This window comes from Gluconacetobacter diazotrophicus PA1 5 (assembly GCF_000067045.1).
In the GTDB taxonomy this organism is placed as follows: Bacteria; Pseudomonadota; Alphaproteobacteria; order Acetobacterales; family Acetobacteraceae; genus Gluconacetobacter; species Gluconacetobacter diazotrophicus.
This window is the reverse complement of sequence record NC_010125.1, coordinates 25,549-38,101: the sequence shown is the minus strand read 5'-3', so window position 1 is coordinate 38,101 and position 12,553 is coordinate 25,549. Positions and strand designations below refer to the sequence as shown.

Sequence of the window (12,553 nt, the reverse complement as noted above, 5' to 3'; positions counted from 1 at the left end):
CAGGCCCGGAATGGCGGGCCGTTGCAAGGTGCCGGTGCCGGCACGCAAAGCGCCGTGTCTTCCACACGATTTTTCTGGAATGTCCACATGCGGGAATCGACCGGCGGATCATCGGCCGCCTGCGCCGGCCCCGAACCCCGCCTTACCCTGGCAGCACGTTGACGGACTGTACCCGCCAATGGTCGCGCGCGACCAGCATCGTGCGCGTCGCCGGCACGATATCGAGACGGGATTCCATCGCCGGCGTGCCGCCCAGCGCCACCAGCACCATCGCCCGCACGACGGCCGGGCGCACGGCCACCACCAGATGATCATGGGTGTGCGATACCTTCGCCATCCATCGCGTCACCCGTCCGAACATGGCCGCCCGGCTCTCGCCGCCCGGCGGCGCGAAGGCCGGATCGCCCAGCCACTGCACGACCTGGTCCGCCGGCAGGTCGTGCAGCGCCTTTCCCGCCCAGTATCCGCAATCGCAGTCGCGCAGGGCGTCATCCGGCTGGACGGCCCGGCCGCTCCAGGCCTGTACGGCGGGATGGTCCGCCCCGCTGGTGATGATCGGCACGTGTTCGGGCCATGACAGCGATCCGGCGAGCGCCATGTCGCAGGGGTCCGACGGCCGGGGCAGGATGCCGCGCCGCAGGGCCGCCGGCGGCGGCAGGGCCAGGCAGGTCATGCGTATCATGCCGGCCGCCATGCGGACAGGGCCTGTTCCAGGCGAGTCCATTCGTCCGGCCGGCGCGGCAGCCCCAGGCGCAACCATGACGGCCGTTCGGGGAAGGCGCGCGCCACCAGCCCGCGCTGGCAGAGGAACCGCCACAGGGACGGCGCCTGTGCCGCCCGCGCCAGGACAAACAGGATCGATTGACCTGCCACCTCGATATCCTCCCGTGCAAGGCAGCGCGCCAGCCGCGCCGCATCCGCGCGCACCCGCCCGCGCGTGGCGTCGCGCCATGGACGATCCGCCAGCGCCTGGCACCCCGCCGCCAGCGCCAGCGTGCCGACCGCCCATGCCCCCATGATGTCGCGCAGGCGCCCGGCCAAGGCGGGCGCGGCCAGCGCGAATCCCAGCCGCACGCCGGGAAGTCCGTAACTCTTGCCGAACGAACGCAATACGATCAGGCCCGGATGCGGCAACAGGGGCGCGATGCTGCAGGATTCGAAATCCGCAAAGGCCTCGTCGACGATCAGGATCCCGCTGTACGATGCGCACCGGTCCGCCAGGGCCGCGAGCCACGCGGCATCGCACACGCGGCCGTCGGGATTGTTCGGATTGCACACGACGCACACGCCGCCCGGCACCGCCGCCGCGTCTTCCAGGTCCTGCATCCCTGTGACCTCATGAATCCGCGCGCCGGCCCCGCGCCACGCGTCGGCATGGCCGCCATAGGTGGGGCCCAGGATCGTTACCGCGCGCGGTCCCAGCAGGAACGGCAGCAGGGCGATCAGCATCTGCGTGCCCGGGCCGGCCGCAACGCAATCGGGATCGGCCACGCCATAGGCTTCGGCGGCCACCCGGCGCAGCCTGTCCTCATCATCCCGTTCCGGCAGGCGCGTCAGTGCCGCGCCATCGGGCATCGCGAACGGATAGGCATAGGGACTGATCCCCGTCGAAAGGTCGACGAACGGCGCCGGGGCATCGGGGAATGCCCGCATGACCGCGCGGACCTGACCGCCATGGGCGGGCATGGGGTCCATGAACGTGGCCGGCACGCTAGGCTGTCATATTCGAATGGTTTCTGCGGCTCAACGATTTCCTCCTTTCCGTCGTCTAGCAGAATGCGTGACGGGGTCAAATCGACCGGGAGGTATCGACCTGGCCCGGTGTGCCGGTCAAGGCGCGCCGGACAGACCCGCGACCGGCCGCGCCAGGGCCAGCAGGGCCTCGATATCGACATGCGCCTCCAGATGGTCGGCCAGGGCGTTCAGGGCGTCATCCACCAGGTGGCCATGGTCGCGCGGCGATATGCGCGCCGTCCCCAGTCGCGCCAGCAGCGCGGCCCGGGCGGCCCCCGTCCGGAATATCCCGTGCAGATAGGTCCCCCACACGCGGCCATCGGCCGACACCGCCCCATCCGGGCCGGACCCGGTGCGGGCGAAGGGCCGGGTTCGATCCGGCCCATCGGTCCGGCCGACATGGATTTCGTAGCCGCTCAGGGATGCCCCTTCCGGCAGCAGGACGCCGGCGACTTCGGACAGGCGCTTGCGCCGCGTCAGCACCGTTCGCACATCCAGCAGGCCGAGCGCCTCGACCTCGCCCTGCGGTCCCTCGACCCCCTCCGGGTCGGCGATCGTCCGGCCGAGCATCTGGTATCCGCCGCAGATCCCCAGCACCCGCCCGCCGCGCCGCACATGCGCGCGGATGTCGGTATCCCATCCTTCCTGACGCAGGACCGATAGATCAGAAATCGTCGCCTTCGATCCGGGCAGGATGATCAGGTCGCATACCGGCAGGGGCCGCCCGCGCGGCACGATCCCGACGGACAGCGCGGCCTCGGCCCGCAGCGGGTCGAGATCGTCGAAATTCGCGATCATGGGCAGGTGCGGCACGGCGATCCGAAGCGCGCCGGACGCATCGCCCCCGGCAGCCAGGTCCGCCGCGTCCTCCGCCGGCAGGGCCTCGACCCGCGTCAGGTAAGGTACCAGCCCCAGCGGCCGCCAGCCGGTATGCGCCGCGATCGCCGACATGCCCGTCGCGAACAGGGATGGGTCGCCGCGCATGCGATTGACGATGAATCCCTTGATCCGGTCCGCATCCGCCGGGTCCAGGACGGCCTGCGTGCCCACCAGGCTGGCGATGACGCCCCCCCGGTCGATATCGCCGATCAGGACGACATCGACATCCGCCGCCTGCGCGAAGCCCATGTTGGCGATGTCGCCCGCGCGCAGATTGACCTCGGACGCCGAACCCGCGCCCTCGACCAGGACGACGTCGGCCTCGCGCGCCAGGGCCCCGAAGCTGGCCAGGATTTCGGGCATCAGGGCCGGCTTCATCGCCTGATAGTCCCGCGCCCGGGCCGTGCCGCGCGCCCTGCCGCCCACGACAAGCTGGGCCCCGGTCGCACTCTGCGGTTTCAGCAGGACGGGATTCATGTGCACCGACGGCGCGATACCGCATGCCAGCGCCTGCAACGCCTGTGCCCGCCCGATTTCGCCGCCATCCGCGGTGACGGCGGCGTTGTTGGACATGTTCTGCGGCTTGAAGGGCCGTACCCGCAAACCGCGCCGCGACAGCGCCCGCGCGAGGCCCGCGACCAGCACCGACTTGCCCACGCTCGACCCCGTTCCCTGGAACATCAAGGCGCGGGCCATCAGAATTCGATCCCCTCCTGCGATTTCACGCCGGCCCGGAAATGGTGTTTGACCAGGGTCATCTCCGTGACCAGGTCGGCGTCCGCGATCAGATCCAGCTTCGCGTTGCGCCCGGTCACGACGACATGCTGCATCGCCGGCCGGGCGCGCAGACCCGCCAGGACCCGGTCGAGCGGCAGATGGTCGTAGCGCAAGGCGATGTTGAGTTCGTCAAGGATCACCAGCGCCACGTCGTCGCGCGCCAGGGCGGCCCTCGCCACGTCCCATGCCCGCGCGCAGGCGGCGATATCGCGGGCACGGTCCTGGGTTTCCCACGTGAAGCCCTCGCCCATCGTGTGCCACTCCAGCAGATCGTCGAAACGGGCGAGCGCCGCGCGCTCGCCCGTCTGCCATGCGCCCTTGATGAACTGGACGACCACCACGCGCCGTCCATGGCCCAGCATCCGTAGCGCGAGCCCGAAGGCCGCTGTCGATTTGCCCTTCCCCGGCCCGGTATGAACGACCAGAAGCCCTTTTTCCACGGATTTCCCCGCGACTTCCCGGTCCTGGATTTCCTTACGCCGTCGCATCTTCTCCTGATGGCGAAGGTCGAGACTGTTACCTTCATTTTCGGAATCGGTCATCCGGCGGTCCTTAAGGGATGACGGGGCGAGGGAATGCCGGACGACCGATACCGGCCTGTGTCAGGCCGTCATCCGTCTTCCCTTTTCATTCCCTTCCGGGAACTATCGCGGCAGAGGCTACGCGACACACTATAAGCTGTCAAAAACGCCGTTTCACGCGCCGTGTTGGCATGAGGTTTGCTCGGACATCGCCTCGGCCTGCCGCATTCGTTCCGCGCATGCTCACGAATACGTCATCTCATATACCGCACCTTTCCGTGATTTCGGGGGGTTGTAATGCCAAGTAATTTATTGGAGTATTGTTTAGGCGCTACACGCGCCGATTACGTTTTTGTTTCACTTATCCGGTTTTGCTTGTAATGCACCGACTTTTTTTGGTAGAAAATCTCTCTATCATTGCCACATCAGAAAGACTTTCCGCCAGGGCGCGACTGACGTCCATCGGGAAACCCCTTCTGGCTCTGGTCATTGCAGGCGCGATGGTAACGGCAACGGCTCACGCCCGTGAAGAACACGCAGCGCCCCATGCGGCACCGGCGCCCAGGGGCGGCGGCGGGGGGCATCCCGGATTCGGAGGACGCCCGGGGTTCGAAGGACATCCGGGAATGGGCGGGCACCCGGGCTTCGACGGCCATCCGGGCTTTGGCCACGCGGGCGGACGTCCCGGTTTCGGTCGCGGCCCCGAACGATATGGCTTCCATGGACGGGACGTGCATCGTTTCGGGGACCACGATCTCGCCATGTGGCGCGGCGGTCACTGGGGCCGGGAATATCACAACGGCCGATATGGCTGGTGGTGGAATACCGGGGGGGGGCCTGGTACCTCTATGATGCGCCCGTCTACCCATATCCCACGGTCGTTTCCGAGACGATCGCCGAGGAGGCCATGAACGGAGGTGAAGGCATGGGCCCCGCCGCGCCGCCCCCCCATGGCGCTCCCGCCCCCCGTGCAGGTCCTGTATTACTGCAACGCTCCGGCCGGCTATTACCCTCAGGTCCAATCCTGTCCCGGTGGGTTTCAGCCCGCTTCACGCTGATCCTTCCAGACATTTCCATGACACGGAGATTCCATGATGTTCAAACGCAGTCTGGTCGTCGCCTCGCTGGCGGCGCTTGCCCTTCAGGGATGCGCGGAAACGCCGTCCGGTCCGACGGTCCAGGTCATGCCGCCGCCGACCAAGCCGTTCGAGATCTTCCAGGCCGACGACAGGTTATGCCGGAACTTTGCCGCCAGCCAGGTGGCGGGACAGGCTGAGCACGCCAACAATCGCGCCCTCGCCGCCGGCCTGATCGGCACGGCCCTTGGGGCCGGTCTCGGCGCCGCAGCGGGCGGCGGGTATGGCGCGGGCATCGGCGCGGGCGGCGGGGCGATCGCGGGAACGGCGGTCGGTTCGTCGGGCAGTGCCGGCGCCCAGGGCGGAATCCAGGGCCAGTACGACACAGCCTATGCCCAGTGCATGTACAGCAAGGGCAATATCGTCCCCGGCGTAACGCCGCCCCCGCCGCCCCCCGGCGCCTACGGACCGCCGCCCGGCCCGGCCCCGTATCCCACGGCTCCGCAGCAACTGCAGTAACGGCACCCGGCCCTGCGAACCCTTGTCCGGTTGGCCCGTTCGGCCCGACCGGACAAGGACGGCAGCGTCAGGATGCGACGAGACGCTCGACAGGCACGGGCATATGGTGACCCCAGCCGTTCGACCAGTTTGCTCTCGTCGACCACCACCACGTGACGTGCTCCCCGAATTTGGGCCAGCGCGAGCTGGAATCTCCCGGGGTCAAGGCTCAACCGGCAGGTGTGCCGCAGAGCCGTTCAGCAGCGATATCGGCGGCTTGTTGCCGATGGCGCTGTGCGGTCGGACCTCGTTGTAGAACGCGGCTCTGCAAGACCCATAATACCGACGAGCGGGAGGTTCTCTACCCCTGGCACCCTTGGTTTGGGCGTCGGGTGTGCGTCGAGGACATGATTGAGCGGGGCGGCCAAGTCCTTTCCCGCTGTCGCCTGTCTGACACGGGAGGGGTCAGGCTCCTTGAATTGCCGGCGTGGATGCTTGATCGCGCGGCTTGCGCCGGGATGCGGCTGGCCCCGGATCCGACCGTGTCCCTGGGAGCGCTTTACGATCTGCAATCGTTGCTGACGGGCTTTTTGTCGTCGGACCCATCTGAAACCGTCGCAGGCTTCTCTCCTGACCGGAATCGGAGAGAGGACCATGCGACACGACGGACGACAGCGCTCCCGTGTGGGGACCATATCGGCGCAGCCGGATCTGTTCGACGACAAGAAAGCCGATCGGCCCAGTCCGAACCTGATCTGGAGGGACCTCCCCCAGCAGGCGCGGAACGATCTACAGTCGATGATGGCTCGCCTGATCCTCGATCACGTACGCAGTCGCGGACCCGGTGTCGTGCAGGAGGCCTGCGATGAGCCGTGACAAGATCAGCCCGCGTCATCTGGAGCGCAGGGCAATTCTGTATGTGCGGCAATCATCCGCGCACCAGGTGCAGCACAACCGGGAAAGCCGCGCCTTGCAATATGCCATGCGCGAACGGCTCGCCCAGCTGGGCTGGCAGACGATTGACGTGATCGACGACGATCTGGGCTGCTCGGCAGCGGGCGGCGTAACGCGCGCAGGTTTCGACCGCATGGTCGCCGAGGTCTGTTTGGGGCGTGTCGGTGCGGTCGCGGCCCTGGAGGTCTCCCGTTTCTCCCGGAACAGCCGCGATTGGCAGAAACTCATCGAAATGTGCCGTGTCGTCGACACACTTCTGATCGATCAGGAGGCCATTTACGCACCACGTGTCGGGAATGACCGGCTCCTGCTCGGTCTGAAGGGCAGCCTGAACGAATATGAGCTGGACCTTCTGCGTCAGCGGTCCCTGACGGCACGTTATGAGAAAGCACGGCGCGGCGAACTCGTGGTCGGTGCGCCTGTGGGGTTTATCAAAACTGGCGACCGTTATGAGAAAGACCCTGACATGCGGGTTCAGGAAGCCATCAGCCTCGTTTTTGACAAGGTCGCCGAACTCGGCAGCGCACGGCAGGCACTCCTGTGGTTTCATACGCATGACCTGGATCTGCCGGCACGACGTCGGAACGGCGATGTTGTCTGGCGACGGCCGGACTATGCCACAATCCATCGCATGATCGCCAATCCGATCTATGGCGGCACCTATGCCTATGGCAAAACCGGCGTGGCCGCGTCATATGACGGCAGTGCGTTCAATGCCCAGCGCCAGCGTAAACCTCGCGAAAATTGGCTTGCCCTGATTCCTGGCACGCATGATGGTTATGTGAGCTGGGACAGGGCAGAGGCGATCCGCCGCATGGTGAGCGAGAACGTGCCGACCGGACGTCATCATGGCGCGCCCAAACACGGGAACGCGCTGCTGGCCGGTCTGCTGCGATGTCACCGGTGTGGACGCAAGCTGACGGTATGCTACACGGGAGCCAAACATAATATCCCGCGCTACAGCTGTGTGCGCGGCTGGCTCGATAGTGGGGAACCGCGCTGTATCGCCTTTGGTGGATTGCGGGTCGATGACGCGATCGAGACGGCCCTGCTCGAGGTCGTAGGACCCGGTGCTATCGAGGCCGCCGTCACCGCTCAGGCGACCATCAATGAGCAGCGCGACCAGATACGCGAAGCTCTGGCACGCGATCTTCAGGCGGCCCGCTACGAGGCTGAACGGGCATTCCGCCAATACAATGCAGCCGATCCGGAAAACAGGCTCGTGACCGGAGAACTGGAACGGCGATGGAATGCTACGCTGACTGCTGCGTCCACGATCGAGCAGAGGATTGTCGACCACGACGCGGCACGAGGGCACGAACCCGCATGCGAACCGCTCTCGTTGCTGGAACTGGCGAACGATCTCAAATCCGTTTGGCAGGCGCCAGCAACGGACGTCCGTCTTAAAAAACGGATCGTCCGGACATTGGTGCAAGAGGTTGTTGCCGATCTCGATACCGAAACGGCGGAAATCGTGCTTGCCATCCATTGGGCAGGGGGCATCCACACCGAACTGCGCCTGCCTCGCCGCCGGCGCGGCCAGCGCAACAGCACCGGCGCCGACATCATCGCGGCCGTGCGCGATCTCGTCCGTATCGCCAATGACGATGTGATAGCCAGCCTTCTGAACCGTAACGGGCTACGGACCGGGAATGGAAACCGCTGGACGCGCGAACGGGTGACTTCCATGCGCTCGCATCATCGGATCCCGGTCTGTCGGGTCATGCCTGATGAAGAAAAGCCGTGCCTCAATCTGGGTGAAGCTGCGAAGCTACTCGGCATCGCCCCCAAAACGCTACGGCTTGCTGCCGAGGCCGGAAAGATCGCCGCAACGCACCCATTGCCTGACGGTCCCTGGATATTCGACCGACATATCCTCGATAGCGACAAAGCGAAGCTTATCGCCCGCCAGGCAAAAACACGGCGTAGTCAGCTTGTAGGACAAACACATGCACAAGAAAACTTATTCGAAACAGTCATATAGACAGATGGGTGTTGTGAAGCAGGATTGTACAACGCCGTCAGGCCTCACACCAGCCTCAATGGCATGACGCCAGAGGCTTTCGCTCAACACGCCACCAAGGCATACAACAATACACAGACCCTAACTCAAAACTGAGGGCACGTTCGGGGCAGGGTCACAGCGATTCCGTCAATGAGCGCATCGTCGTCAGATCGCGTAATTTCCACTGATCAATAAGGCGTCGATAAAGCTCGCGTTGTCGTGATGTGGCCTGTTTTAAGCCCAACCTACGCTGGAGTTTCACTCCCAGTTGCATCCTATACGCATCCTGCGCGAATGTCCCAAACGCAAAAGGCCGCCCTTAAGGCGGCCTAAGCGTTTGATTTCATTTGGAATTCATGGTTGCGGGGGCGCGCAGCCCCCGATACCGACAATCGCTGATGTTTCCTATTTAGCCGAACGGATAACTAAAAATAACATTTATCGCATATTAAAAATATAGAATTTTTCCGTAAGTAAGTTTTTAAAATAAATTTCCACAATAATTTTATATTATAACATCCGATTTAATTATGATGGGCTGCTACGACGGTATTAAATACCGCTTCAGCTAGCAATGGCGGGACGGCATTGCCTACTTGCTGCTGCTGAAATCCGATAGATCCCTTGAAGACGAAATTATCGGGGAACGACTGCAGCCGAGCAGCTTCTCGTACGGACAAACCACGATGCTCATAAGGATGTATCAGCATATTTTTTCGAAAGTTCCCGATGACAACCGAAGGCTTTTCCGAGTCTAACCTGTGATAGATGCCAGTATGGCATCGAGTCCGGTCGGCTGTGTCCCGAGGTGTGGTGTAGGAGCACCGTTCCTCGAAGGGTTCGAGGTTATCAGGCGGCCACGGCGGGCAGGCTGATTGTGGGATTATGGCTGATGGCGGCCAGTCCTTCCAGCGTCATGTAACGTCGGCAGACCGCCCACTCGTCGTTCTGTTCGAGCATCAGCGCGCCGACGAGGCGGATAATGGCGGCATCGTTGGGGAAAATGCCGATGACGTCGCAGCGACGCTTGATCTCCCTGTTCACCCGCTCGATCGGGTTCGTCGACGAGATTTGCGTCCAATGCTCCCGAGGAAAGCCCATGTAGGCAAGCACGTCCACTTCCGTCCGCTTCATGAATTCGGCCAGCTTCGGAAAGCCTTCGCGCAGCTTGTCGGTGACGTGCCGCCATTGGCGTGACGCATCCTCGGCGGTTTCCTGCGTGAAGATCGTGCGCAACAGGGCCGAGATGGCAGGACGCTGCTTCGCATGGGCATGGGCGAGCGCATTGCGCAGCCAGTGCACCCGGCAGCGTTGCAGGGTCGCATTGAACACGCGACCGGCCGCGGCCCGCAGTCCGGCATGCGCGTCGGCCACCACCAACTTCACGCCGCGCAGGCCGCGATCGGCCAGGGAGCGCAGGAAATCCGTCCAGAACGCTTCCGCTTCGGACGGTCCCGTCGCCACGCCGAGCACCTCACGACGGCCGTCCGTATTTACGCCCACGGCGATTATCACGGCAATCGAGACAATCCGGCCACCCTGGCGCAGTTTCAGATAGGTGGCGTCGATCCAGAGATACTTGTCATATGGATCGCCCTCGATCGGCCGAGACAGGAAGCTGTTGACCCGTTCGTCGATCTCGCCCACCAGACGACTGACCTGGCTTTTGGAGATGCCCCCGGCGCCCATCGCGCGGACGAGATCATCGACCGATCGCGTGGAAATACCCTGGACGTAGGCTTCCTGGATGACCGCCAGCAGTGCCTTTTCCGCCGTTTTCCGCGGCTCCAGGAAGGTCGGGAAATAGCTGCCCTTGCGTAGCTTCGGGATCGCAAGCTCCACCGTGCCCGCCCGGGTGTCCCAGTTCCGAGCGCGGTAGCCGTTGCGTTGGGTCGAGCGGGAGGCCGAACGCGCGCCAAGCGGCGCACCGGTCCGGGCCTCAACCTCCATCTCCATCATCCGATCGGCAGCGAACGCCAGCATCTCACGAACAAAATCGCCATCCGACGCTTGCTCCACAAGCTCCAGCAGCGCCATCTTCTCGTCGGTCATCGTCAGGTCCTTCAGGTTCAGTTCGCACCCGAACCCTATCAAAGACCGGCGATGGCCGCCTCAGCAGCCAGACTCGCTCCTACACCACACCTCGGGACACAGCCGTCCGGTCTCTATAATTAGCCATCATCTTCTCAGGAATATCGGCCCAATTACCGCCCTGCGGGATAAATGAGTAACGTTCAATTATCGCTTCAGCATTGCGCGATACCAGATGCCCAGAGCACTCCGTCAAGTCGCCTCGCATGCGACGAACGTAGTCGGTCTCTCCTGCCTTCGCATATGGAAGCACGTCGATATCGGCACCATTGCATAACAAAGGAAGATCATGAAGCGCTTCACCTACCGATATCCGAGGAAGCCCCACCCCACTCGGAAGTGAAGGCGGATCGGCTCTCAACCTACCGATGATAAAGAAGCGGCTTCGAGATTGCGGCACACCAAAGTCGGCAGCATTGAGTAGCCCCTGCTCACAGCGATAACCTAAGCTCTCAAGTTCCGAGCGTATCTGTTTTGCAAAGAGACCACCCTCGGTTTCAAGAATACCTTTTACGTTTTCGAATATAACCCAGGCAGGCTGAATTCGTTGCACAAATGCGACGAAAGCTTGGAACATCCAGTTCTTCTTGTTGTCCGCTGAGCGTGTTCGTTGGTTGGATGTGGAAAAGCCTTGGCAAGGTGGTCCGCCAAATACGATGAGATCATCGGCTGCAAAAGGCATAGCCAAGTTCTGTAGATGCTCTACTCCCATCTGCAGTACGGTACACTGTGGATGATTATACCGATACGTTTCGAATGCAGCATGATGCAGTTCGACGGCGAATTTTGTCACTACCCCGGCCTTTTCAGCCCCTAGCGACATTCCACCAGCTCCCGCAAATAGGTCGATTCCGATCACGGACTATCAGCCCTTACTATCAGACATGGCGAGCGCTGACCTAGCGTAATCTGTAAGAGCCTTGAGCGAGCAGGTCAGAAAAGTATTCGACGGGGTTGCATAATTCAGATTGTATATGAATGCTGGCGCATAGCAAATTTGCCATTCCGGCCGATTACGTGTAGAAGTTTGCACTTAATCTGACGGACGGCTTGAAGTGGCCGGCGTGGATGCTACGCGTTCATGTGGTGTTCGACGTGGCGCCCGATATCTTTTTCGCGGGCGTGGTGGGCTGCGTCAAGGAAGGTTTGCATCGGGGTTTTGCCGAAGCAGTATCGTCCCTGGTGGGTGCGATTGCGGTTGAAGTCATCCATCCATTCGTCGAGGTCTGCCTGGAGTTCGTGGATGCTGTCGTAGATCTTGCGGCGAAAAGTGACACGATAGAACTCGTCGAGCATGGTCTTGTGGAAGCGCTCGACGATGCCGTTGGTCTGCGGGCTGCGCGCCTTGGTGCGGGTATGGTCGATGTTCTCCACCGCCAGATAGAGTTCGTATTCATGGCGGTCATGAGAGCCGCAGAATTCGGTGCCCCGGTCGGTCAGCACGCGCTGGAGCGGGAGATCGTGCAGCTCGAAGAAGGGGATGACGCGGTCGTTGAGCAGGTCGGCAGCGGTAACCGGGGTCTTGCGGTCATAGAGCTTGGCGAAGCCGACCTTGCTGTCCCGTCTCGCGTGCCAGCAGGAGTACATGCATGAACGCTGCCTCGATCGCCGTGCGGTTGCCGCGCCGGAACGTCGCGATCGTGTCATGGTCAGGATGCAGGTTCGCCGCCACAAAGCGCATACCGATATCACGATATGTCGCCCGTTCGATCCGACGCGATGAGAACACGCCGTTCGCATAGGCGTAAATCAGCAGCGCCAGCATCAGGCGCGGATGATACTGCGCCTTGCCGCCAGTCCGCACAGGAACGGAAAATGCCCTCAACGGCACCCGCTCTACCGCCGCCACGATGAAATGCGCCACATCGTCCGACGGCAGCCATGACTTCAGATCCGGCGGCAGAAGATACGGCTGCGATCGATCAAACGGAATGAAGCTGCTCATCCTGAAAGCTTACCGCAGATCGCCAGAGCCAGGTACCCCAACCCGACAGCCTGCTAAGGGCCTTCTTTTTCTG

General features: G+C 62.9%; 9 protein-coding genes and 2 pseudogenes. 2 read left to right on the top strand and 9 right to left on the bottom strand.

Annotated elements, in window-relative coordinates; genetic code table 11:
* Window positions 1–142: 142 nt before the first annotated feature.
* From GDI_RS00170 to cobO, 4 genes are all read right to left on the bottom strand, one after another.
* Window positions 143–694: a histidine phosphatase family protein gene (locus GDI_RS00170; protein WP_231854170.1), complete on the bottom strand. Its 552-nt coding sequence runs from the start codon at window positions 692–694 to the stop codon at window positions 143–145.
* Complete coding sequence (gene cobD, locus GDI_RS00165; RefSeq protein WP_012222283.1) at window positions 679–1,695, bottom strand: threonine-phosphate decarboxylase CobD; 1,017 nt, start codon at window positions 1,693–1,695, stop codon at window positions 679–681. Before cobD ends, GDI_RS00170 begins: the two co-directional genes overlap by 16 nt.
* 135 nt (window positions 1,696–1,830) lie before the next feature.
* Window positions 1,831–3,309, bottom strand: a complete 1,479-nt coding sequence (locus tag GDI_RS00160) for a cobyric acid synthase (protein WP_012222282.1) — start codon at window positions 3,307–3,309, stop codon at window positions 1,831–1,833.
* The gene (gene cobO, locus GDI_RS00155; RefSeq protein ID WP_012222281.1) at window positions 3,309–3,932 is read right to left on the bottom strand and encodes a cob(I)yrinic acid a,c-diamide adenosyltransferase; all 624 of its coding nucleotides are present in this window, start codon (window positions 3,930–3,932) and stop codon (window positions 3,309–3,311) included. The genes GDI_RS00160 and cobO overlap by 1 nt, the downstream gene beginning before the upstream one ends.
* A gap of 1,073 nt (window positions 3,933–5,005) precedes the next feature.
* Here cobO and GDI_RS00145 point away from each other — a divergent pair.
* A complete protein-coding gene (locus tag GDI_RS00145; RefSeq protein WP_231854169.1) occupies window positions 5,006–5,506 on the top strand; it encodes a glycine zipper family protein in 501 nt (166 codons plus the stop codon).
* A gap of 844 nt (window positions 5,507–6,350) precedes the next feature.
* A complete protein-coding gene (locus tag GDI_RS00135) occupies window positions 6,351–8,423 on the top strand; it encodes a recombinase family protein (protein ID WP_012222277.1) in 2,073 nt (690 codons plus the stop codon).
* Between the two features lie 545 nt (window positions 8,424–8,968).
* Here GDI_RS00135 and GDI_RS20125 read toward each other — a convergent pair.
* The 5 genes and pseudogenes from GDI_RS20125 to GDI_RS00120 form a co-directional block, all read right to left on the bottom strand.
* A complete protein-coding gene (locus GDI_RS20125) occupies window positions 8,969–9,175 on the bottom strand; it encodes a DNA cytosine methyltransferase (protein WP_269446546.1) in 207 nt (68 codons plus the stop codon).
* Window positions 9,176–9,293: 118 nt separating this feature from the next.
* The gene (locus GDI_RS00130; RefSeq protein ID WP_012222276.1) at window positions 9,294–10,496 is read right to left on the bottom strand and encodes an IS256-like element ISGdi8 family transposase; all 1,203 of its coding nucleotides are present in this window, start codon (window positions 10,494–10,496) and stop codon (window positions 9,294–9,296) included.
* A gap of 79 nt (window positions 10,497–10,575) precedes the next feature.
* Window positions 10,576–11,394, bottom strand: coding sequence for a DNA cytosine methyltransferase (locus tag GDI_RS18725; protein ID WP_157870977.1), 819 nt, complete (start codon window positions 11,392–11,394; stop codon window positions 10,576–10,578).
* Window positions 11,395–11,606: 212 nt separating this feature from the next.
* Window positions 11,607–12,092, bottom strand: a pseudogene (locus GDI_RS00125) (IS481-like element ISGdi10 family transposase); the annotation flags it as partial.
* A 1-nt stretch (window position 12,093) separates the two neighbouring features.
* Window positions 12,094–12,480, bottom strand: a pseudogene (locus tag GDI_RS00120) (transposase); the annotation flags it as partial.
* Window positions 12,481–12,553: the final 73 nt, after the last annotated feature.

Coding starts and splice junctions, on each gene's coding strand:
- GDI_RS00170 (WP_231854170.1), bottom strand. CDS start 694: ATGGCGGCCGGCATGATACGCATGACCTGCCTGGCCCTGCCGCCGCCG.
- cobD (WP_012222283.1), bottom strand. CDS start 1,695: ATGGACCCCATGCCCGCCCATGGCGGTCAGGTCCGCGCGGTCATGCGG.
- GDI_RS00160 (WP_012222282.1), bottom strand. CDS start 3,309: ATGGCCCGCGCCTTGATGTTCCAGGGAACGGGGTCGAGCGTGGGCAAG.
- cobO (WP_012222281.1), bottom strand. CDS start 3,932: ATGACCGATTCCGAAAATGAAGGTAACAGTCTCGACCTTCGCCATCAG.
- GDI_RS00145 (WP_231854169.1), top strand. CDS start 5,006: ATGTTCAAACGCAGTCTGGTCGTCGCCTCGCTGGCGGCGCTTGCCCTT.
- GDI_RS00135 (WP_012222277.1), top strand. CDS start 6,351: ATGAGCCGTGACAAGATCAGCCCGCGTCATCTGGAGCGCAGGGCAATT.
- GDI_RS00130 (WP_012222276.1), bottom strand. CDS start 10,496: ATGACCGACGAGAAGATGGCGCTGCTGGAGCTTGTGGAGCAAGCGTCG.